Origin of the sequence: Thiomicrorhabdus sp. (assembly GCF_041583835.1) — a bacterium.
Taxonomy (GTDB): Bacteria; Pseudomonadota; Gammaproteobacteria; order Thiomicrospirales; family Thiomicrospiraceae; genus Thiomicrorhabdus.
In genome coordinates this window covers 18,107-41,131 of sequence record NZ_JBFHFC010000017.1, presented here as the reverse complement: position 1 = coordinate 41,131, position 23,025 = coordinate 18,107, and the positions used below count along the sequence as shown (strand labels likewise).

At 47.1% G+C, this 23,025-nt stretch carries 20 protein-coding genes; 5 read left to right on the top strand and 15 right to left on the bottom strand.

Translation table 11 applies throughout. The features are described from left to right. Window positions 1-23: 23 nt before the first annotated feature. The 5 genes from ABY044_RS08990 to rep all read right to left on the bottom strand — a co-directional run bounded on the left by ABY044_RS08990 (window position 24) and on the right by rep (window position 7,101). Window positions 24-1,970, bottom strand: coding sequence for an EAL domain-containing protein (locus tag ABY044_RS08990; protein WP_373020029.1), 1,947 nt, complete (start codon window positions 1,968-1,970; stop codon window positions 24-26). 50 nt (window positions 1,971-2,020) lie between these two features. After that, complete coding sequence (locus ABY044_RS08985) at window positions 2,021-2,680, bottom strand: transglutaminase-like cysteine peptidase (protein ID WP_373020027.1); 660 nt, start codon at window positions 2,678-2,680, stop codon at window positions 2,021-2,023. Window positions 2,681-2,745: 65 nt separating this feature from the next. Then, entirely contained in the window at window positions 2,746-3,675 is a 930-nt protein-coding gene (locus ABY044_RS08980) for an OmpA family protein (RefSeq protein ID WP_373020026.1), read from the bottom strand. A 153-nt stretch (window positions 3,676-3,828) separates the two neighbouring features. Next, window positions 3,829-5,022 (bottom strand): iron-containing alcohol dehydrogenase, encoded by a 1,194-nt coding sequence (locus ABY044_RS08975; protein ID WP_373020025.1) that lies wholly within the window; start codon window positions 5,020-5,022, stop codon window positions 3,829-3,831. A gap of 45 nt (window positions 5,023-5,067) precedes the next feature. Beyond that, window positions 5,068-7,101 carry a DNA helicase Rep gene (gene rep / locus ABY044_RS08970; RefSeq protein ID WP_373020024.1) on the bottom strand — a complete coding sequence of 678 codons (2,034 nt, stop codon included), beginning with the start codon at window positions 7,099-7,101 and terminating at the stop codon, window positions 5,068-5,070. A 134-nt stretch (window positions 7,102-7,235) separates the two neighbouring features. Between rep and ABY044_RS08965 the strand changes: the two genes are divergently transcribed. After that, complete coding sequence (locus tag ABY044_RS08965; RefSeq protein ID WP_373020022.1) at window positions 7,236-7,817, top strand: class I SAM-dependent methyltransferase; 582 nt, start codon at window positions 7,236-7,238, stop codon at window positions 7,815-7,817. 181 nt (window positions 7,818-7,998) lie between these two features. Here the strand turns inward: ABY044_RS08965 and ABY044_RS08960 are convergent, their stop codons facing one another. After that, entirely contained in the window at window positions 7,999-8,526 is a 528-nt protein-coding gene (locus ABY044_RS08960) for an outer membrane beta-barrel protein (RefSeq protein ID WP_373020020.1), read from the bottom strand. A 256-nt stretch (window positions 8,527-8,782) separates the two neighbouring features. On the opposite strand from ABY044_RS08960, the gene ABY044_RS08955 reads away from it, so the two are divergent. The 4 genes from ABY044_RS08955 (at window position 8,783) to ABY044_RS08940 (ending at window position 14,455) form a co-directional block, all read left to right on the top strand. Beyond that, a complete protein-coding gene (locus tag ABY044_RS08955) occupies window positions 8,783-9,718 on the top strand; it encodes a Tim44 domain-containing protein (protein ID WP_373020018.1) in 936 nt (311 codons plus the stop codon). A 42-nt stretch (window positions 9,719-9,760) separates the two neighbouring features. Continuing rightward, window positions 9,761-10,210: a hypothetical protein gene (locus tag ABY044_RS08950; RefSeq protein WP_373020017.1), complete on the top strand. Its 450-nt coding sequence runs from the start codon at window positions 9,761-9,763 to the stop codon at window positions 10,208-10,210. 95 nt (window positions 10,211-10,305) lie between these two features. After that, window positions 10,306-11,412 carry a tRNA pseudouridine(13) synthase TruD gene (gene truD / locus ABY044_RS08945; RefSeq protein ID WP_373020016.1) on the top strand — a complete coding sequence of 369 codons (1,107 nt, stop codon included), beginning with the start codon at window positions 10,306-10,308 and terminating at the stop codon, window positions 11,410-11,412. Window positions 11,413-11,668: 256 nt separating this feature from the next. Further along, window positions 11,669-14,455: an ATP-binding protein gene (locus tag ABY044_RS08940; protein ID WP_373020015.1), complete on the top strand. Its 2,787-nt coding sequence runs from the start codon at window positions 11,669-11,671 to the stop codon at window positions 14,453-14,455. A 95-nt stretch (window positions 14,456-14,550) separates the two neighbouring features. Here the strand turns inward: ABY044_RS08940 and hisI are convergent, their stop codons facing one another. The 9 genes from hisI to ABY044_RS08895 all read right to left on the bottom strand — a co-directional run bounded on the left by hisI (window position 14,551) and on the right by ABY044_RS08895 (window position 23,024). Continuing rightward, window positions 14,551-14,994, bottom strand: a complete 444-nt coding sequence (gene hisI, locus ABY044_RS08935; RefSeq protein WP_373020013.1) for a phosphoribosyl-AMP cyclohydrolase — start codon at window positions 14,992-14,994, stop codon at window positions 14,551-14,553. Window positions 14,995-14,999: 5 nt separating this feature from the next. Next, window positions 15,000-16,076: an exonuclease domain-containing protein gene (locus ABY044_RS08930; RefSeq protein WP_373020011.1), complete on the bottom strand. Its 1,077-nt coding sequence runs from the start codon at window positions 16,074-16,076 to the stop codon at window positions 15,000-15,002. Window positions 16,077-16,236: 160 nt separating this feature from the next. Continuing rightward, complete coding sequence (locus ABY044_RS08925) at window positions 16,237-17,148, bottom strand: UDP-2,3-diacylglucosamine diphosphatase (RefSeq protein ID WP_373020009.1); 912 nt, start codon at window positions 17,146-17,148, stop codon at window positions 16,237-16,239. A 29-nt stretch (window positions 17,149-17,177) separates the two neighbouring features. After that, entirely contained in the window at window positions 17,178-18,305 is a 1,128-nt protein-coding gene (locus tag ABY044_RS08920; RefSeq protein WP_373020007.1) for a GNAT family N-acetyltransferase, read from the bottom strand. Window positions 18,306-18,311: 6 nt separating this feature from the next. Further along, window positions 18,312-19,577 carry a DUF3419 family protein gene (locus ABY044_RS08915; protein WP_373020006.1) on the bottom strand — a complete coding sequence of 422 codons (1,266 nt, stop codon included), beginning with the start codon at window positions 19,575-19,577 and terminating at the stop codon, window positions 18,312-18,314. Between the two features lie 270 nt (window positions 19,578-19,847). Next, entirely contained in the window at window positions 19,848-20,987 is a 1,140-nt protein-coding gene (locus tag ABY044_RS08910) for a glycerate kinase (RefSeq protein WP_373020004.1), read from the bottom strand. 288 nt (window positions 20,988-21,275) lie between these two features. Beyond that, window positions 21,276-21,728 carry a cytochrome c gene (locus ABY044_RS08905; RefSeq protein ID WP_373020002.1) on the bottom strand — a complete coding sequence of 151 codons (453 nt, stop codon included), beginning with the start codon at window positions 21,726-21,728 and terminating at the stop codon, window positions 21,276-21,278. Between the two features lie 133 nt (window positions 21,729-21,861). Then, window positions 21,862-22,410, bottom strand: a complete 549-nt coding sequence (locus ABY044_RS08900; RefSeq protein WP_373020000.1) for a methylamine dehydrogenase light chain — start codon at window positions 22,408-22,410, stop codon at window positions 21,862-21,864. 23 nt (window positions 22,411-22,433) lie between these two features. Continuing rightward, window positions 22,434-23,024: a redoxin family protein gene (locus tag ABY044_RS08895; protein WP_373019998.1), complete on the bottom strand. Its 591-nt coding sequence runs from the start codon at window positions 23,022-23,024 to the stop codon at window positions 22,434-22,436. Between the last annotated feature and the right edge of the window lies 1 nt (window position 23,025).

The following is a 23,025-nucleotide window of genomic DNA, read 5'->3' as shown; positions in this document are numbered from 1 at the left end:
TTTAATGTTATTGATTAATAAAGTTATTCGATGGTTAAAGGTGTTGGAGCACCGTAAAAATATCCCTGGAAGAGAGGAACGCCCAATTCCGTAAAGGACTCAAGTTGGGTTTGGTTTTCAATCGCCATGGCAATGACCTTGATATCCAGACTGTTTGCCATCTCGCACAAACTCGAAACATAAGAACGTGTCTGTTCGTCGTTTTCAATTGCTTTACTGAACGCGGAATCCAGTTTGACGAAATCCGGCTGAAGTTCTTGAAGCAAGCGGAAATTGGCAAAGCGGCTTCCGAAGTTGTCTATCCCGATTGCGATTCCAAACTCTTTCAGTTTTTTCATGAAAGCAAGGGTTGTTTCCGGGGATTCAGAAATCAATCTTTCGGTTAATTCAAATGACAAGTTTCCGCAATATTCACTTGATGCTTTCAATGTATCCAAAAGCCAATTCTGTAACTCTTGGTTTTGGATGATCGACCGGGTCAGGTTAACGGATAGGCGATGATTGACTCTGCCTTGTTTAAGGTGTTTAAACACGAGTTTGACGACCAGTTTGTCAAGCTCGGCCATTTTGCCAAGCTGTTCGATCGCCGGCATGAAATAGCCTGCCGAATGAATGGAGCCGTCGATATCTCGAAGGCGAACTAATATTTCTTTGTCATTGATCTTTTGGGCTAAAGAGTAAGTGTTTTGTTGGTACAGCAAGAAGCGTTCTTCTTGGATGGCTTTGTCGATCAAATCGTTCCAGATAGAGTTTTGCTTGCCTTCTTGAGCTTGGTCAGAGTAATAGAATGGAGTATTTTGCTGTTGTTCGCTTGCTTGGACAACGGCATAGTCCAGCGATGATAAAAGCTTCCCTCTGCTGTCGCCAGGATGGTAATCCATAAACGCCATAGAAACGGTGACAAGTGTTTTATCGGCATTGAGTTTACTCAAGCAGTCGGATACATTTTGTGGAATTGCCTCAAGCCCCAAACGGATTTTTTCTTGTGTATCGGAAGGGTTGATAACGACGAGCTCCGTACCGTTTAATCTGGCAAATAACGCTTCCGGTGAGGATAGCTTGCTCTGTAAGCTGTCAGCGATGTTTTTAACAAGTTGGTCACCGATGAGATAGCCGAATTGATCATTTAATTCTTTTAAACCTTGAATTCGAATTAACGAGATAAAACCGGGCGTTGCATCTTCTTTGGGGTCAAGCAGGCTGTCGACAATCATTTCAAAATGACGACGGTTACTTAGGCCCGTTACGTTATCCTGGTAGGCCATTTTTTGCAGCTTTTCAGCCGTTTTTGCGTCGCGTTCAAAGACTTCTTTCATTTTTTGAACCATCGCATTCATAGCAACGACGACTTGCCTGAACTCAATGGTATTCGGCAGGTGCTCTTGTACTAGATACTCTTTTTTAACGATTGCTTCCGCTTGTTTTTCCATCTGTTTTAGTGGCTTAAGCATAAGCTTAAGAGCCGTGACGATAATCAAAATAGCAATGAGGGCCGCGAGTGCGAACCACGTAGAGAGATTGATAAAGGCTTTCCAGAGTTCAATATAAGCATAACCGGCATGACTGGTGACTGTTAAGGTGCCCGTAGGTATCCAGCCCGATTGAACGACGGCTTCGGCGGGAGGTGCATTTAAGTCGATTGTATGAATAAACCAAGCCGGAACGGCTTCCATCTCTTTTGGATTGATGCGCTCGTAAAGTAGGTTGCCATCCATGTCCGTTAGGGTGATATTTGAATAATACCCTCGATCGAATACCGCATTGATCATGGTTTCCATGGTGGAGAGATCGTCCGGATCGGCGTTACTGCTTAACGATAAGCCTAAAGAGGTGGCCGTATCTTGAGCGTGCGAGCTTAACTGATCCTGAAGAAAGTTTTTGGTATTTGAAAGGTTAAGCGCAAATGTACCAATGAGTAAGATCAAAAGCATGGATGCGATAAAGATCATCATCTGTTTATTTAAGCTCATATATGTTTCCTTTCTATCCAGATATCACTCAATATTGTATGAGAGTACGTTTAATTATTTTCCAGCTTTTTCAGTAGAATATTCCACTTTTTCAAGCGCTGAGTGCCGCCTTTGACTTCTTTCCCTTTGCCGCGTTGTTTGGACAGCCAGAGGCCGTCACCGTTGAAGCTGTAGATCGGTACCAGGTCGTTACGTTTCGTTGCCGGGAAAATACGTTTGTTTATGTTGTCTAAGACCAGCGGGATGGACTTAGGCGTTTCAAAATAGGTTAAGACCATGTGGGCCTGATTAAGGCGGATTGCCTTAACGTAGGTCAAATAGAGCTTGCTTTCAGGGATTCCAATGGCTTTAAGTGTGAAGTACTTGGCAATAACGTAGTCTTCGCAATCGCCGGCATCCGTTCCCAGGAACTCAATGGGCGTCGCCCAATAGTCGCTTTGTTTCCAGTGAATTTGATCGGAGACAAACTGTGCTTGGTTGAAAAAGTCATTGACTGCCTTGAGAGCGGTTTTTTCCGGAAGGCCGATATTTTCGTCTACCAGTTTTTGCCACGCAATTAATCGCCTTTTGGCGAGAAGGCCATATTTTTGGCTTGCTTGCGCAAGTTGCTCTTCGGTAAAAACCCGTGACGGGCTTTCTACGTTGGCGCTAAGAAGGCCTGTGACCAGGCCTATAGCTAATATGGATAGGAACCTAACCCCAGTGGTCATAAGATGCCTTTTTGGGGATTAGGTTATTGAGCCTGTATTTAAATTTGAATGCTTTTACAATTGCATTACTTTTCAAATTTTGCAGGTATGCGGGTAGTCGCAGCATCTGGCACGTCACTTCTAGGAATCACTTTAAGTTCAATGCGGCGGTTTGTCTGTCTACCTTCTGCTGTTGCATTGTCAGCGATCGGAGCATCTTCACCTTTACCAAGGATATAAAGTTGATCGTCTTTAAGGTGCATTGCTTTCAGTAAGAATTCCTTAGCACTGTCAGCACGACGCCATGAAAGCCATAGGTTGTAACTCTGTTTACCCATGCTGTCAGTGTGACCGGTTACTAAGATGACTTCAGTGCTTTTCAGTGTTTTTAAGCGACTCGCATTCTGTTTCAGAACACTAGCTTGATCGTTTCGAATTTCCGAAGAATTTGTATCGAAAACGATATTACTTAAAACAAGGACTTCGGGTTTACAGCCGTATTTGTTAACTTTCACGCCTGGAGGCGTGCCAGGGCATTGGTCATCGTCGTTAAAGACTCCGTCACGGTCTTCATCCATGTCCAAAGGGCAGCCTTTTTCGTCTACCGGTGTTCCTAGAGGCGTGTCGGGACAAAGGTCGATTGAGTTTGCAACACCGTCACGGTCATCGTCCGGTTCGCAGCCCATTGAATTTACTTTTACTCCCGGCGGTGTGCCCGGGCATTGGTCGTCTTTATCATAAACGCCGTCACCATCACTGTCTAACTCACATCCAAACGAGTTTACCTGGATGCCAAGTTTGGTGTTTTGGCAATGGTCTAGCTTGTCAGGGACGCCGTCTTGGTCCAAATCTTTATATTGCTTTTGAACTGCGTTAGGATCGTCTTTATATAGAACTTCTATAGCATCCGACGGGTATTCTTTAGTTTCTTCTGTAGTTGAACAACCACTTACCCCGGCCATAAAAGCGAGGATAAGCATTAGGCAAAATTTTGACTGGTTTGGAAAGCGTATCATGGCTAGCTCCGGGGATTTTGTGGGTTATTTTTTAGTGTTCGATAGAATATCAGCGTTAAATGTATGCGAAATTATACGTTCTGTCAAAAATGCGTATCTCATTACTTCGAATCATTCTAACGCAAATATTTTAAGAAGACTAAATAAATTCTTTTATAACACGAGGGTTATTGCTTTGTGCAATTGACTATCGCTTAATACTACCGGATTACCAAGCATACTTCCGCTTCGACAGCTTTGAATGACAGGTGCTATATTTTCCCGGGACAGTCCAAATTCACTCAAACCTTGTGGTGTATAAGTCAGCGCATATTGTTTAAGTTGTTCCACTAATCCGGTTAATTCATGGCCATTTTTTATGTCGGGATTGAGTAATCGAGCGATTTGAGAATATTTATCGAGCGTTTGCCTGCTTTGATTCGATTCTTGTTGTTGAAGTGTTTCGATATTCATCTCGGTGATTGGCGCCAGTAATTTAGCGCAGACGATCCCGTGAGGGGCTTCAAAGAAGGCGCCGATCGGACCGGCCAATCCGTGAACGGCTCCAAGTCCGGCATTGGCAAGTGTTGTTCCGGAAAGTGACGCGGCCAGCATTAAATGGCTATAACCTTGTTGGCGTTGATCTTCGTCATCGCTTTCGATCGCTTCGAACGCCCCCTTGAATAGGGTCATGCCTTGCCAAGCAAGTGCATCGGTAATCGGGTTGGGTTTGAGAGTGGTGTAGGACTCAAGCAGTTGCGTGAACGCATCCATGCCGGTTGCATAAAGTATATCTCTAGGGCAGCTTAGCAACAGTTCCGGATCCAGCCAGGCTTCTTTGGCCAGTAGCTTGTCACTGCGAAAGGATTTTTTGAATTCCCCTAAGCGGGACAGGACGGCGTTTTTTGTGGTTTCGCTGCCGGTTCCAGCCGTGGTCGGTACGGCTATAAACGGGCAGGTGTCGACGTCAAACGCTTTTCCCGAGCCAACGCCTTCCAAATAGTCCATGACCGAGGTTTGGCTGGGAATCAAGCCGGCAATCGCTTTAGCGGCGTCTAGAACGCTGCCGCCGCCGATGCCGATGACCGCTTCGGTATCCGTTTTGCATTGGCTGACGATATAGTCGACTAAATCGGGAGAGGGCTCTCCGGACACAGTGAAGTGGTCAACCAACCGGTTGTTTTCCATGAGCGTGTCGCGAACGATTTGTCCGAACTCGCCGGGTCTGCTTAAAAAGTTTCCGGTAATCAAAACCACTCGACCCGGGTAATTCGTTTTCAAATGTTCGATTAGCTGATGGCGGATTCCCCAGCCGAAATGAATGTGTGGCATGGGGGCGAATTGAAACGGGGCAATGGTTTGAGGCATGAAGTGAATCCGTAAATAGGTTTGGATGAATACTTATCAGGCAGTTTAATCTTTTTTGAGAAACGATTTCAAATTCGCCAAGTGGGCGTTCCCCGTTTCCAAATGTTCCTCTTTGCTGATCACTTGTCCCGGTTTACCCTCCCACTTGAGGATGTCCTGAGGCAGTTCTTCCAGAAAGCGGCTGGGTTCGCAGGCCATGTCTTCACCGTATTTACGTCGTTTGGAAGCGTATGTCATGGTCAGCGTCTGTTGGGCGCGGGTAATTCCTACGTAAGCCAGACGGCGCTCCTCTTCCAAACCGGGAGATTCCAGGTTTTGCTTATGAGGCAGTAGTTCTTCTTCCATGCCGATCAAGAAAACATGCGGAAACTCTAGTCCTTTTGAAGCATGAAGGGTCATCAAGCTGACCATGTCGTGTTCCTTTTCGGATTCGTTACGTTCCATCATATCCATCAAGGTCATGTGAGTGACGATGGTTTGCAGTTTCTTCTCTTCGCCGTCTTCCTCAATTGCTTTTTTGATGATGCGTTCAATCCATAGTACCAGTTCGCGCACGTTGTTGATTCGGCGTTCGGCAGTTTTGACGTTACTCGCGGTTTCGTGAATCCAGTTGTCGTATTCCAAGGTCTCGATCAGCTGGCGTACAAACGAAACGACCTCTTCACCTTCGGCCGCATCGGCCTTTTGAACCCAATCTAAAAGCTGTTGTCCAAAATGCTGGACACGTTTCAAGGCTTTGTCCGAAAGGATGCTGGTCAGACCGAATTCTTGTGTGGCGTCAAATAGACTGATACCGCGTCCGGTGGCGTAGGTCGCCAGTTTTTCCAGGGTAGAGGCGCCGATTTCACGACGTGGAGTGTTGACGATTCGCAGGAAAGCGGCATCGTCGTCCGGATTTACGATGAGTTTCAAGTAACTCATGATGTCCTTAATTTCGGCATGGTCGAAAAAGGACTTTCCGCCGGAAATTACATAAGGAATGTTCTGTTCGCGGAGGGCGCGTTCCATCAATCGGGCTTGGTGATTGCCTCGGTACAGGATAGCGTAATCTTTATTTTTGGTGCGGTGTTTGAATTTATGGACGATGATTTCCGAGACCACGCGTTCCGCTTCCTGGTTTTCGTTGGCGCAGGCGATGACTCGGATGTGGTCGCCCAATCCCATATCACTCCATAACGCTTTTTCGAATACGTGTGGGTTGTTGGCGATCAATTGGTTGGCCGATTGCAGGATACGGTTGCTGGAGCGGTAATTCTGTTCCAACTTGATCAGTTTCAATGCCGGAAAGTCTTCCTGCAGCAACGCCAGGTTTTCCGGCTGGGCGCCACGCCAGGCGTAGATCGATTGATCGTCGTCACCGACCACGGTAAAACGTGCTTGTATGCCGACCAGTTGTTTTACCAGTTCGTACTGCGAGGCGTTGGTGTCTTGGTACTCATCCACGAGTAGATAGCGAACCTTGTTCTGCCATTTGTCGAGTACGTCCGGGTTTTCATTGAAGAGTTTTACCGGCAGGCCGATCAGGTCGTCAAAATCCACGGCATTGTAAGCATGCAGCTGTTTCTGATAGGCTTGGTACAAAATAGCGCGGGCCTGTTGTTGGGCGTCTTCTGCACTTTCCAGTGCTTGCTGCGGCGCGATGTGAGCATTTTTCCAGTTGGATATGTCCCATTGCACACCGTCCAATACTTCTGGGTCGAGTGATTGCTTGTGCATTAACTCTTTTAAGATCTGGCCGCTATCGGCTGCGTCCATAATCGAAAAGTTCGGCTTATAACCCAGTGCTTTGTATTCCTGGCGAAGGATATTCAATCCCAAGTTGTGGAAGGTCGAGACGTTCAAGCCTTTTGTGTTTTCATCTTTTAGAAGTTTGGTGACACGCTCCTTCATCTCCTTGGCGGATTTGTTGGTAAAGGTCACGGCGTAGATGTTGTGCGCTTTATAGTCATGCTTACGAATCAAGTAGGCGATTTTTTCGGTGATGACGCGGGTTTTTCCGGAACCGGCGCCAGCCAGCACCAGGGCTGGAGTCTCTATGTGTATAACCGCTTCATATTGTCGTTCGTTAAGGCTATGCATTCTGGCTTCGGTTCTTCTTTAACTACTTCTAAATCTGTTTAATAGGTTCTGATGCTTTTTGAATTAATAGGTCAGCAGAAAAGGTACAATATGATAATTCAAATCGAGAAGAATTACTTTAGGAAAAAACCAGTATGGCCACCATTCACGAGTTAAAACAAGATCTGCACATTGATGCGAATTTGATGGATAAACCTTTGCGGTTCGCCACCACGTGGGGAATTTTCAGTCCGCGTGAAATCGATTCGGGAACCGATCTGTTTTTGCGTTATCTGGATGTAAAGGAAGACGAAGTCGCTTTGGATATTGGCTGCGGTTACGGTCCGATCGGCTTGGCGATCGCCGCCAATGCACCGAAAGGTGAAGTGCATATGGTCGATAAGGATTTTGTGGCGGTGGAATATGCCAATAAGAATGCAGAGATCAATGGCTTGCCGAATGCCAAGGCTTATTTATCGAACGGTTTGAGTAACGTGCCTAAAGACATCGAATTCACCACAGTGGTATCCAATATTCCCGCTAAGGTCGGTAAGGAAATGTTGAGCATTCTATTGCACGACGTCCATCAGCAACTGGCTCCGGGCGGTCAGTTCGTGGTCGTAACCATCAACGGTTTGCGTCAGTACATTAAGCGTAATTTCATGGAAGTGTTCGGCAATTACGAAAAGGTTAAGCAGGGGAAGGATTACACCATCTCGCGCTGTGTTAAGGAATGAGGAAGAAGCGATAGCTCTAGGATGATTGATGTCTGGGCTTTTGTCAGGGATGCAATATTGAAAAGAGGGGCTTTCATTTTAATGAAGAGCCCCTTAGCTGAGTCTAGCTACAAACAAAAAACAGAATAGTTCTTGCAAGTGCGGGCAGTGTTTTTAGTTTTATTCTTATCTAACTCTAGTCTTAGAAGTTGTAACCAACACCTACGTTAAGCGAGTTTTCATCAACATCATATTCCGAGTCATAAGTAGTGTAAGAAACAGACCCGTAAACCTGGCTATTGATGTCATATTGAAGCCCAAGCGTTCCAAAATAACGGTCATCGGTGAAGTTCGTATTTGAGGCTTTCATTTCACTCCACGCGTATCCAACTTTAGCAAACCCTTTAAGATCTTCGGTAATATTGATTGAGCCTTTAAGGTTTAGTCCGTAAAGATGGTTGACTGCGTATTTGGCATCACCTGGAACATTGTCTTTAGAAAGACCTGTGCCCAAAAAACCTTCAACGGCAAAATATTCGTTTAAATTTTTACCGAATGTAGCAGTTAATAGCGGAATTTCCACTGTGTTGTTTGATGCTTTTATTTCGATTTTGTACAGACTGAAGCCCGCTTCCGCATAAGTACCGGCCATTACGTTGCTAGAATCTTCAGCCATTGCAGAGGAGGTTGACGCAGCTAAAATAGCTGCAGCAATTAAGCTTTTTTTCATTTTATAAACCTTATTATTATTTAATACGTTCTACCTTTTGCATAATTTCGCAAATCATAAGGGATTTTACGTAGAATGTAGAGGGTGTCAACCCGTTGGTTTTTAGGGTTATAGGGGGGTGCTTTATAACAAGGTTGGGTGAGCGCTTTGAAAACACGGAAAAGGGAATGTTTTTATTACCTTGTCATTGTTATAAGCCTTGTCTAGAATACCAAGTGGTCTTATCGGGTATTTTCAATATTTTGGAGTTTGTGTAGTGAGAAAGTCTTGGCTTGTAATGTTTGCGTTTTTATTTGGTATGGTGGCAATCTCTCAGGCGGCAGAAGCCGCCCGTTTGGGAGGCGGTTCCAGTTTTGGATACTCAAAATCCATACCTTCCAAGTCTTATAGCACAGCTCCTAAATCAACCACGACTAAACCGGCGGCAACGACTTCGACGACAACCAAACCCGCCAGCGGCGCTTCAAAGTGGCTGGGGCCTTTGGCTGGATTGGCGGCAGGCGGTTTGTTGGCGGCGATGTTATTTGGCGACGGCTTTGAAGGCATACAGTTGATGGATATACTGATCTTTGCGCTGATCGCTTTCATGCTGTTTAAAATGTTTGCTTCGACTCGCGGACGCCAAGCCCAACAATCCGCGTATAGCCGACAGCCGGAAGATTCATATGAAGCCCGTGCTCAAGCGGATACGACGTACCAGCGTCAATCCCATTCCGATTTCTCAAATCAACCGTCTTATAATCCGCATCAGAGTGAATCGATTATCGGTTCCGCTTTAGGTGAAGGAATTTCCGAACAGGCCGTTACAGTTAATGAAGTGCCTGCTTGGTTTGATGCACAACAGTTTGTTGAGGGGGCGAAAGGTCATTTCGTTACTTTGCAGAAGGCGTGGGACGATTTAGATTTAAGCGAAGTCGAGTCATACTGTACTTCGGAATTGTTTTCAGAGATTAAGCGACAGGCTCAAGGACGAGTACCTGGCGATAATGTGACCGTTGTGGATACTTTGGATGCGGAAATTGCCGATATGGCGATTGACGGCCAATATTTTGTAGTCAGTATCCGTTTCAGCGGTTTTATTCAGGAAGAAGCTAATGCCGATGCTCATGCGTTCCATGAGGTTTGGCATATTCGTCGTGATGCTTCCGATCAAGGTAATTGGTTGGTTGCAGGCATTCAGCAGGTGCATTAGCGAATACAAAATTCATTATCAAGCGTAAGCGAAGGAAGTGGCGTGGTCAAAATAACGAGCTTTGTTTTTGGTTTGTTGATTATAACCAGTGGAATGTTAAGCGGCTGTTCGAAAGAGCCAATTACTTTAACGTCAGCTCAAATCGTTGCCGATCTGGATAAAGGGTCGGGTAACTTTGATCGTGTTTTAATGATTTGTTTCAATCATCCTTTGACGGATACTTATTACCATAAGGTAACGATATTGACGAAAGAGTCGGTGAAGATTTCCGGTGAAGGGGTGTTGCGACCTTTAGCTTCGGATCCCGACAACAAATGTCAGTTGAGAAACATCTATACTTATATTAATAAAGATTCACCGATTGGCGCACGTGAACTGATTCGGGATTATGTGATTCCGGGTAATGTCAGTCAGGTTTTGATTCAGGTTTATGAATCGGAACCGGAAGGCAAAGAACGACCACTTACCGAACGTGTGTTTAAAAATCTATAACATTGCCTTTAACTAAATCAATAGGCCTGGTATGAACGATTGTTTCCGTACCAGGCCTTTTTTAATTGGTCGATAATGGCCTGAGTATCAAAAATATGTATGAATTTCCCCAGCCTTTAATGGACAGTTTGGCTTATTCCTATGGTGTGCCGAGCTGTTCAGGTGTGTATAAACTTCATCCTGAGGATTTTGTGGTTGAAGAGCAAATCGCTTTTGAACTGAGCGGAGAGGGAGAACATTTGTGGTGTTGGGTTGAGAAATGCGGAGAGAATACCGACTGGGTTTTGCAACAGCTGGCTAAATGGGCAGGGGTTTCGCCAGCCCGCATCGGTGTGGCCGGACAGAAAGACCGGCATGCTGTGACTCGGCAGTGGTTCAGCATTCAATTGCCTGGGCTGGCCGATCCTGATCCTGAAGCGCTGGGAATTGAAACTGTCCGAATTCTTAAGATGGTGCGCCATCAACGCAAGCTGCAAACCGGCGGTTTAAGTGGAAACCGGTTCGAATTGGTGATTCGTCAACTTGAAGCCAACCCGGAAGAATTGCAAACGCGTTTACAGCAGATTCAGCAGTTCGGTGTCCCCAATTACTTTGGTGAACAACGCTTTGGTTTTAGAGGGAGTAACCTGGTCAAAGCCACTGATTTTTTACAGGGTAAAATGCAACGTGTTAAGCGCAATCAGAAAAGTTTGTATATTTCCGCAGCACGTTCTTGGTTATTTAATCTGGTGTTGAGTGAGCGGATACGGTTGGGCAATTGGAATCTTTTTGTTTACGGTGACGTTATGCAGCTTGAGGGCTCCACGCGCTGGTTTGCAGAAGACGGTTCCGACGAACTGGCACAAAGGGTCGAATCCGGCGACCTGCATCCTACAGGTCCTTTGGTAGGAAAGGGGGAGTTACCAAGCCGTCAAGCGGTGCAAGCTTTGGAAGAACAAATTATTCAACCGTATGAAGTTTGGATACAAGGTCTGGAGCAACTTGGCTTGAAGCAGGATCGTCGTGCTTTGAGGGTTTTGCCGAAAGAGTTCGAGTGGCAGTGGTTGAATGACGACAATTCGGAAAATAATACAGCGGCGCTAAAGGTAAAATTTTCGTTACCGGCCGGAAGTTATGCGACGATGGTTCTGCGTGAAATCTGTCAGATTCAAGATGCGCAAATCGCTTTAAAGGAGCGTAATCTAAATCGCTCCGGTGATTGAGTCATTTTTTACATGGATGTGGAATAGAAATGCTATGCTTTCTTTGTAAAGTTTGCCGAAAAAACTACTTTTCTAGGCTCAAAAGGTTATAGGGGTTACTTTGTTTCTGAGTAAGTTAACGAAAGTTGTGCGGTCGTTTTTCAGATCGGTTTCACCCGCTTTTATCGTGGGACTCGTTCTCTTTGCGTCCGCGATTTATTTTGGCAGCCAATACCTAAAGAAAAGTTTTTTTGAACATTTGGAAGAAACTTCTCTGGTGACGACCAATGGCGTAACCAGTTCGATTACGGAACGTTTGAACCATTATCAGGCAATGGTTCGTTTTATTGCCGAAAAGAATAAAGAGCAGATTTTGAATTTGGCGTCCGGCAGTCCTAGCGCTAGTGTTCATGACTCTGATCGAATAGCTAATGACGTTGAGGCTCTATTTACTGACGTAAGATTGTTTGCCGTAATTGACGGGCACGGTCAGCCCAAGTTCGTTAGTCGAGGAGGGTCGTTGGGGCCTAAATGCCTCAAGCAGATTAACCGTGAATTAAGTAATTTTGATTTTAAACACGACATTGAACTTCACCGTTATTCAAATGGCCCCCATTTTGATGTGATTGTGAATCTTAAGCGCGGAGAGCAGTACGTTGCTCTATTTGTCAGTTTCTCTCTCGATTATTTTCAACATTTACTGTCGCAGTTTGATAGCCCTGAATTGAAATTGGTATTGGTTCAGGCCGAGGATTTTAAAACCCCCATTTTGACTTCCGGTGATTTCGATAATATTGGAAAAACAGCCTTTTCCGACGATAAATTGAAAAATGCCCTCGCTGTTCAAATGATTGAACATACCCACTGGTTAATGATGGCCTTGCCGAATGACGAGGTCATTGCGAAGCATTCTCGACAAATCGATTATATTGGAATGGGGCTGTTTTTCGCCATTCTATTCTTATTGTCCGCTTTCTTATATTATCTGAAACGGGTGAACTCAGCGCGTTTCCAAGCTGAGCAGAAAGCATCGTACAGTGCTTTGTTCAACGCCGGACCAACGGTATTGTTTGAAAAAGACTTTGAAGCGGGCATGTCGATTGATTACGTTTCGCCGAATGTCTTACAACTCTTGGGTTTCACGGATTCCGAGCTGATGTCCGAGCGAAGCTTCTACGACCTGATTCATCCTAAAGATTTACAGAATTTCAAATATCACATGTTGCAGGCCATTCGCAACCAAGAACCTTCGTTTGAGTTGGAATACCGATTAATGTGCTCGGATTGGCACTATATCTGGGTTTACAGCTTGATTCATATTAATCGAAACGGTCGTGACAGAGTTCAAAAGGTTCAAGGTTATATCACATCGATTCACGCTCAGAAACTTGCCGAGCAACAAGCGACGACGTTGATCGAAAATGCACCGGACGCAATGGTAGTGACCGACGGTCAAGGAAACATTCAAAGTTTGAATAAAATGGCCGAGTCGTTATTCGGGTATACCAAGGAAGAGTTGATCAATCAATCGATGGGACGACTGATTCCGACTTATATGCGTGCGGTGGAAGCGCAATCCGTTCCGCAGATACTGCCGTACCGGGAGTGTGTAGGGGAAAATAGTGATGGACGCGAGTTGGCTCTGTCTTTGAGTATGAGTCGTTTGCAGACTGCCGATGGAGTCGTCATTGCCACCGCAATTCGTGACGTTTCTATTCAGAAAGCGGCAGAAGAACAAATGTTATTGGCGAAAGAGCGTGCGGAAGCATTGGCGCAAGCCCGGAGCCGATTTGTGGCAATGATCAGTCACGAGATCCGTACGCCTATGAACGGTGTTTTGGGGATGGCTGACTTGTTGACGGATACTCCATTAAACGACACGCAGAAAACTTACCTGGAAGCCATTCGTGAAAGCGGACGCTCTTTGGTGACGATATTGAACGACGTGTTGGATTTCTCCAAGCTTGAGCAAGGCGGTATCCAGCTGTATGAAGAGCCTTTCAGCTTGCACGATGTGGTAAACAACAGTATACGCTTGTTGACGCCCTTGGCTAAGGTGGGAGACGTGTCGTTGCAGCAATCGTTCGATCATGACTGTCCTGAATGGGCAGAGGGGGATCCGCTACGACTCAGGCAGATTTTGCTTAATCTGGTGGGCAATGCCATCAAATTCAGCCCTAAGGGGCAGGTGTTGTTGAATGTGTCTTCTTTGAAAGAAGACGACGAATTTCATTACATTCAGTTCAGTGTGCAGGATGACGGAATCGGCATTGCCAAAGAGTTCCATAAGACCCTGTTTCAACCTTTTATTCAGGTAGACGACTCTACATCCCGTCATTTTGGTGGAACCGGTCTGGGCTTGGCGATCACCAAGCAATTGGTTGATTTGATGGGCGGGACAATTCAGGTCGTTTCCGAAGTGAATCAAGGCAGCACCTTCATTGTCGAATTGCCTTTTAAAAAGACAACGGAAGCTGCAGTTAAGGATCATGGCAAGGCCGAAGCATTGCCGGAGGTGGTGATTTCGACGCAAGAGCGTTTGGACACTCGCAGAGAGCGGGCGATTTTACCGGCAGCTCTGCACGACGGTAAGCCGTTCCCCGCGATGTCTTTTGAGCATAAGTCACAGGAAGGCCCACATGAACGTAAACCGCTACAGCGAGTGCTGTTGGTTGAAGATGATCCGACCAACCAGAAAATTGCGGAAGCCTTTATTAACAAACTCGGTCTTGAAGTGGATTCGGTTAATAACGGTCTTGAAGCACTCGAATTCTGGCGTTTGCATCACCATGAGTTTGGTTTGATTCTAATGGATTGTCAGATGCCGATCATGGATGGTTATGAGGCCAGTCATATCATCCGACAGGAAGAGATGCAGATGCATACGGAAAATCCGACGATTATCATTGCGTTTACGGCTAATGCGTATGACGAAGATAAGCAGCGTTGCCTGGATTCAGGGATGGATGACCTGTTAGTAAAGCCGTTGTTTGTGGAAGATTTCAAGAATCTGTTGTACAAATGGTTCCCGGAGTTACAACAGAAGGAAGATGGCGGCAAGTAAAGACGGTCTAAAGGAGTTTACTGAATTACGACCGCCTTTCACACCACTTGCTTTCCTAAGTCGTCGTCTGCCGGGCTAGAGGCGTTTAAGAAGGATTATTTCTTGTAAAGATCGCTCGGGTCGATTAGCGGATTGCTGAGGATTTTAACGTGATCGCCTTCCACCGCAGTATAAAAACAGCTGCGACGTCCGGAGTGACAGGCTGGCCCGGTTTGATCGACTTGTAACAGGATTGTATCGCCGTCGCAGTCCAGAGCCAGGGATTTCAGAACTTGGATCTGACCGGATTCTTCGCCTTTACGCCAGTAATTCTGGCGTGAACGCGACCAGTAACAGACGCGTCCGGTCTGCAAGGTTTCTTCCAATGCGGCCAGGTTCATCCAAGCCATCATCAGTACTTCTTTGCTGTCGTATTGTTGGGCGATGGCGGGAATCAAACCGTTTTCGTCAAATTTAACTTGCGACTTCAGGTTGTTCCAGTCAAACGTATCACCTCGTTTAGCCTTTTCCAATGCTTTGAATGTCGGTGTTGCTGACATAATTCTTATCCTCGTTTGGCGTTGGCGAAAGCGGCGGCAAACGGGTTATTCGTAATTTCTTCTTTGACCGCTTGCGGCTTTTTAAGCATGACTTGAGATTTGCGGCCTTTTACCAGCATGGCTTTGAACAGCTCCACCGTGGCGCGAGCATCGGCCAAAGCGTCATGTGCATCGCCGGGAAACGGTTTTTCCAGAATGCGTTCATAAGCATCGGTCAGTTTTGGTGTTTTATAGAACCAATACATCTTTTCGCTCTGCCAGCGCAGGGCGCCGATGAGATCTTTGCTCAGTTCGGCGGCATCCAGCCAGGTGTTGTAATCCAATTCAAACGGCAACATCTTTTTGGCAGCACTTTTTTCCAAGTAAGCAAAGTCGCTTTCGGTGCTGTATGCCAAAACCACATCGGCATCTTTAAGTGTCTGGTGAATGCTCTCCCAGGCTTCAACCAAAGAAGGTTGGCCTTGAACCATCTCGGTGGTGATGTTGTGTTTTTCGTTTTCTGGAATGTCGTAGCCGGGATTGATCAACTGGTTGAAGAGTTCGTTGCCGTCCATGTCGCAAGCGGAAACCTGGATAATGTCCGCTTCCGGATTGGTGCAGATGTCGGTCGCTTCGATATCGATGCAGACGACGTTTTTACCGTTGAGTTCCTGATCGTGCTCTTTTAGTTTGAACAGTGCATCGTTGCGGCGCTCTTGGATTAACGGAATCACTTCGGAAGAAGTAAATTCTTTTAATAAGGCTTCCAGCTTATTCTTCAGGCGGTTGACCGATTTTTTAAGGGCTTTACGCACTTCGTCATCTTCGCTGCTGCGTTCGATAAACGTGTCGATGTCGATGGTTTCTTCTTTAACCACCAGCTTTTTAAGTGTTTCAGCGACCAATTTTTTGACGTTGAATTCGAAAAGTTCGAGCGGCGGGATAATGATGTCGGCATTGAGTAACGATTTTTCGCCTTTAGCCGGCGAAGCCATGATTTGAACGCCTTTGATGTTTAATCCGTCGGAGGCGGCAACCGCAACAAGATATTCTTTTAAGGGTTGGTTACGTTTATCAATCAGAATCAGCTGTGCGTTACTCATGGATATCTTTATATTTGTATTTTAAAAAGGCTTATTTTACCAGTTGCTAGATGGCTTGGTTGAGCAAATGTGGAAAATCAACCGGCAGGTTGGTTTTTCCGTCAACGTTTTTGCTCGAATGGGTTCGGTTACCTACCTAAACCGGCGCGTAACCGGAGATTTATTTGACGCTTTCAATCTCTGCGACGGCGCCGTCTTGAATCGTTTCGGTGCTGGTATTGTGATCGAGTTTGACCCAATTGATCAGCGTGATGTTGCCCTCGAAATCTTCCACCAATGCGGTGCAGGACTCAACCCAGTCGCCGCAGTTGTAGTAGGTGATCTCCGGGCTGATCTGACGGATTTCTGCATGGTGGATGTGACCGCAAATGACGCCGTCCATGTTTTTGTGCTGTGCCTCTTTGGCGACGGCATTTTCAAAATCGGAAATGAAGTTGACCGCGCGTTTGACTCTGGCTTTGAGGTAGGCCGACAAAGACCAGTAACCGAATCCAAGACGGTGGCGTGCCTGGTTGAACCAGCGGTTAACGTGCAACATGCTTTCGTACAAGAAGTCACCGAACAGTGCGATCCAGCGGTGACACTGAACAACGCCGTCAAATTGGTCGCCGTGGATACACCAGATTTTACGGCCGTCGGCGGTGGTATGAACATATTCGTCGAGCAGGTCGATGTTTCCGAACTGAATGCCCGAGTAGCGGCGTAGCATGTCATCGTGGTTTCCGGTGATGTAGATGACCTTGGTGCCGCGTTTGGCACGTGTCAGTATGCGGCGGATGACGTTGGTGTGCTCTTGCGGCCAGAAAACGCGTTTGCTCATTTTCCAGCCGTCGATGATGTCACCAACCATGATTAGGGTATCGCAATCGTTTTGCTTGAGAAATTCGCTTAGAAAGTTCGCTTTGCAACCTTTTGAGCCGAGGTGAGTATCGGAAATCCAGATGGTGCGATAGCGCTTCGGTTTTTGGGAACCCGAGGAGGTGTCGCGGCTCGCATCGTCACTGTCGTCCGGCAGGCTGTTTAGAATCTCGGCGGTTTGCAGTTGCATCCAGTTCGGGGTATTAGCAGTCATTGTTTCTCTCAAAGCGATCAAAATTTGGGTTAAAGCTCATGCTTTTGCAATAAGCCTGGGGCATATCGGTTCAGTAGTTTTGCAAACATTGTTTGGATGAAGCGTTGGCTGCACGGCAAATGCTTGACGTAAAGCGCGGTATATTCGATCACCGGAGTGCCGCCGCGCTGGCGTTTAAAATGTCCGGCGCCGGAACTTAGGTTTAGGGTTTGTTTGCGTTCGTGCGTCTGTTTGAGCAATACGGCCATCAACAGTCGATAAAGACCGAGCGATTTTGGTAGCTGGGTGTCGTAACCGACGATCGGTGCGGTAATGATGTCGTGTTGGGTAAACAGACCGATACTGGCGACGATACGTCCGCTCTCATCTCGGAAACTGAAAAACTCCACCAGACGGTGAAGATGCAAAAATTCAAAGTACTCCGCCGTGAATTGAGGATTGTAAGCAGAGTGTTTTTCAATGAACAGTTGGTTGAAACAACGTTCGATTTCAATGAAATCCGCACTGCGATGCTGATTAGGTTCCAGCAGGGTCAGCTGCGTTTTCCTTAACAGGCGTTGATCGTTTTTGACGTTATTGCGTTTCCACCAGCTCGGATCGTCTGCCGGGAATAGATAGACTTGGCGAGCCGGCAGCAGGATCCAATCGTTTGCTTGCAGGTGTTGCAACAATTCCGCATTGGTTTCCCAGTTCAGCGATCGAATCGACAAGCTGTGCTGAGGGTTGGCGTACACCAGTTTTTGAGTCATCTCTTGAACGGTGCTTTCCTGCCAGCTTGGTACGGGATTGGTTGAAAACATCCAATTGTTGATGGAAACCGTCTGGTTGATTTTTCCGAGCTGCAGGAGTCCGTCCGCCACGTGGATGACGCCTTTGAAAAACCATTGTAAACCGCGATTGTTGAGCAGACCCAGTTCGTCTCTCGCATAGCGGATATAAGCCGTATAGGGCGAGCAGACGTAACTGTTATCGTATTCGGTTTGATTGCGGGTCACCGGGATGACGCAGCTTTCGATCAGGATGCTTTCCAGCTCGGTCTGCACGTTGCGAATCGCTTTCGTGGAGTGCTGCTGCATCGCGTTGACGCCCATGACGTACCTGTGGGTGAGCGACCACACCATTTCCGAAGACTGGGTTGATATAAGATTGGCTTCCATCGACGTTTATTGCTCCGCGCGGTGTCGATAGAGAAAGACGCCGCCATAAATTCCCGAACGGTCGCTTTGAGTCCAATGGTGATTTTCAATCTCGTTGGTTTCCCAGTTGCGCAATAGTTCGGCAGGCAGTTTCTGCTCAAGCGGCGAATGCGTTCCGGCGGTACGGAAGACCACTCGGGCATTCGGCATCGCGGTACGGTTGACTTGCTCCCAAAGTTCGCCGAGTTGCTGTTCGTCCATCCAGTCTTGCGCATCCAGAAACAGGTATGAGTCCAAGCTGTTGTCCGGCATCTGCTTCAGGCGCTCGGTCATTGATTGGTGGTGTACATGTACTTTGACGGTTTCAGACTGCAACGTATCGAAACGCTCTTTCTCCAGGTAGCGCGGAATCGCTTGGCGTTGATCGATGTCATATTCGCGGTTAAACGCTTGCCATGCAAAGTAGTTGTTTTTTAACGGGAAGTCGCAGGCCAAGTGGCGGGCGCGTTCCTTTAACAGGTCGTGCATACCTTGTCGTGCCGTTTTGGATTCCTTATTCATCTCTTCGAACTGAGCAGGGGGAATGCCCAGGCTGTACATGACGACGGCGCGATGGCACAGGAATTTGATTAGACGGGTGTCGAAAACCGGTGCGACATGCTGATCGAACAGGGTCTGTTGTTCTTCCTGCGTGCGTGCGCGCATCACTTTGGAAATGTCGTAACCCATGCGTTTGCTGATCCAGTGGATCAATCCGATAAAGTTTCCGAGCAGCCCATACTGATAGAAGCCGTCGCAAAACATTTGGATGCGTTTTTTGCCCCAAATATTGGCTTTGCCTTCCCAGTATTCACGGGTTTTGGCATCGAGATATGGCAGGATGTACGCATGATAGCGATCCAGGTTCTTTGGCAGATTGGCTTTACCGAAAAAGTCGAAGAACGATTCCTGGTCCGGCAGATGCCGGGCTGCGACCAGCTTGAGTTTAAGGAGTGCAATGTGCGCTTCGTTGAGGTCGACTACCGTAATTGACGCCGGTTTTTCGGTCAGGTAGTTAAGCACGTTGCAGCCGCCGGAAGAGATGGTAAAAATGCGCGATTCGCTGTTAAGTTTTAAAGCTTGAATGTCCACTTCCGGATCTTCCCATATTTGCGGGTATACCAAACGGTCAAACCAGGCGGTAAACAAACGATCCAGTATTCCTTTACGGCTTAGGATCGAAGTGTTGTTAACTGCCGAGTCCAACAGGTCTTTGGTTTTGCTGGGTTCGATGGAAGTAGGGCTGATGCTCATCGTGATTTACCTTTCATGCCGTTAATGCTGGAAATAAAATTGTCAGCTACTCATCATAGGTAACGTTTTTTACTCATTTATTAAGCTTGTATAACAGCTTGATGAACGTAAACGGCGCTAAGCGGGTGTTTTGTAACAGTTTTATGAAAAAGGGCGGTTAGGGCGGTATGGCGCAGGAATAAAGCGGTGCTTGCTTGAGACAGTCAGCGTAATTTAAAGCTTCCGACCCACGGAAGCTTTGAAGAAAAAGTCTGACGAAAATGGATCGAGTTAACGATTCGAATCAATCAGTTTGAAGATTGAGGTGAGTGTATCGTTTAGTAATTGCGGTGTTTTTTGGAAGGCGTCGATTTCATGCATCGGCGAATTGATGATGCTGAAAATGGCTCTAAATTCCGGCAAGTCTTGCGGCGAACACCCAAGGCTGCCGCAGACGCCAAGGGTCGGTACTTTATGTTTGAGTCCAAGTTCGGCAATTCGCATCGGCAGTTTGCCGAAGCGGGTTTGGGTGTCCATGCGTCCTTCGCCGGTGACGATCCAATCGATCGCATGCTCTTCCAGTAACGACTCGATTTTTAAGTTCTGGTTGAGGATGTCGAATCCCGGCGTGACTTCGGCATTCAACAGGCCGATGAAACCGGCCGCCATGCCTCCGGCAGCGCCTGCACCGGGAATGTCTTTGGCCTGACGCCCGGTTTTGTCGGCAATGACTTGCGCCCAGTTCGACAAACCGCTTTCCAAGGCGTCAAAGTTTTGTTCGGTCACGCCTTTTTGCGGTCCGAATATGGCGGTGGCACCGTCTTTACCCAGTAATGGATTGGTGACGTCGCAAGCCAATTGCCATTCGATTTCATGCAGCGAAGAAGGGATTTCCCCGATTTGCGCCAGTTGTCTTAAACTTTGGCCGCCTAGATTGATCTCTTTGCCTTTGTTATCCAATAGCGGGATTCCCAATGCTTGAAGTGCACCGGCACCGCCGTCGTTGGTGGCGGAGCCTCCCAGTCCTAAGATGATTTTTTTAGCGCCCAAATCGATAGCGGATTTAATCATCTGTCCGGTACCGTAGGTGTGGGTTTGCATGGGGTTGCGTTCTTCTTGGCGTATACCGGGCAATCCGGATGCCTGTGCCATTTCAATCATCGCAGTTTGGGTTTCCGGCTGCCAGGCGAATTGTGCTTTGGTTTTGCGGCCTAATGCGTTGGAGGCCCATAGGGTCTGTTTTTCGGCGAGACCGGCAAACACGAAGCTGTCAACAAAGCCTTCGCCTCCGTCCGACATAGGGCGGGCGATGACTTTGGAATGTGGATGGATTTCCTGAATAACCTGGGTGGCGATCTCGCAAAACTGAATTGCGCTGAGTGAACCTTTGAAACTGTCTGGCGCAAGCAGAACATTTAACGCTTTGTTCATGGATTGTCCTATGGGTCTTTGGTATTGGATGTGGTCAGCGCGCGACGTTGCGATAGAAGCTGTTGGCAGACCTTTGGGCGAGGTCTTTTATACGGTTGTAAGCCGTTTCAATTAAATTCTACCTTATCAAAGAGCGCTATTAAAAGACAGTGAAAATTTGAATGAAAAAATTGGCGTGCGGGCGTAGTCCACAATGATTTGCCGCGTTAGCCTCGTTCGATTAAGAAGCGGAGAGACGCAATGATGGTGCTCTGTTCGCGGTGTCCGGTTAATTGTGGATGGTTTGCCTTATGGCCATGGGTAAGGAGCGACGGGTAGCCCGGCTTTTTCGATTTCATCGACGACTAGGCGACGGTAAGCGACAACGTCTTTGATTTCGGTTTTTCTAAGTTGTGACACTTCGGCGGTATCAAACGGTTTGAAGTTTTCCGGTAATGATTCTCCGCCCCAATGTCGCATGATGTAGTTCATGACTTCGGCAATTTCGCTGTCGGTCAGGCTGGAGCTGATAACTCCCGGTACGTGCATGAGATACTGTCGTCCCATGGAGGTGGTTGAAAAGGAGGCGACATAGTCTTGAAAATTGGGGATTCCGCCGCGTTCGCTTCCGGTTCCGTCTTGGCCGTGACATCCTAAGCAGCGTAGCATGTAGTTAGTTTCCGGATTGTAGGTGACGGCATTGGCGTTAAGGCTGAAGGTTAGTAAGAGTAAACTCAGTAGTTTGGGAGTTTTATAACGCATATAGATGATGGTCTCTTTCTATTGGTTGTGGATTAAAACCGATGCGAAAGTAATCGCATCGGTAATCTGTGTTTGAAGCCCTTTCCGACATCACCGGCAAGACGCCGATGATGCCGTGAAAAGAGGGAGGGGGTTATGCGCCTTCGGCAATCCCAACCAAGATGGCAACGGTACAGTGGTAACCTTGCGAGCTGTTTGCCATACACCAGTTGATGTCGTTGTGCAGACCCATGCGGTAACCCGGGCGTTCACGTTCGCTGATAACACACTCGGTACCGTTACAGATTGCTTTACCACAGCAGTCGTTATACGAAACCAGATAGTCTTTACCGTCATTCGGGTTGTGACAAGTCCCGACCCAAGACACTTTCGACGCTTCCGCACCCGGAGGGCAGCTGGTTAAGGTTCCGCCACACTCGTTACAAAGCGTTCCGTCGATTGCACAGTAGCGCCAGTAGTCGCAGCTGTGTTGATCGTTTGGATCGGCTTTTTCCTCTTCTTCGGCGTAGGCCATTCCAAAGTTGCGGTCAAAAGGCAGTACCGGAAGCATGGCCGTTCCTAACATTGCGGCTCCGGCCTTCGCTAAAAAGCTACGGCGTCCGCTGGTTTGAGCAACTTTTCGGCTCATGTCTTCGGTTCGTTTATCTAAGCTGCTGAACAGCAAGTCGATTAATTTCTTCATACATTAGTTTCCTTATTCATTTTTTAAGAATGTTTCATATCAAGGTAGCCTTGAATAGACGGGATGTTGGCGTCATGAGCGTTAAACAAGCTCTCCAGCTGTTCGCGACTATTAATCAGGCCTTTTGAACGGATGATGCCGTTTTCGTCGATCAAGACTGCGAAAGGCAGGCGTGAAACGCGATAGGCCAATCCCAGTTCGGTCGACAGAACGTAAGGAAAATCGTTCAGTTTAGTATGTTCGATAAAGCGCTGATGTTTCTCCGCCTCACCGTCGCTGGCCAGGATAAGATCCATCCATTCCTGTTCGCTCTCTTTAGCCGAGCGCAGGATAGGAAGCATTTTTTTACATACCGGGCAGGTAGGCGATAAGAAGAAGATCAGTTTTGCTTTGGTATTTTGCGTGCCGATTTCGACGCTGCCGCCGGTCAAGCTTGTTAGGCTGAAGCTCGGGGTCGTGTCACCGACTTTAGGGCCGGAATCGTTCACCATCGCACCCATAGGGGCAATGCGTTCGAAGAGAATGCCGATTTGTCTTGAAAGAACAAAAAACGCAAACCCGAGGACGATTACGGCTGCAAATAAAAAGAAGACTGCAAAATAAAGAGCTGTCATG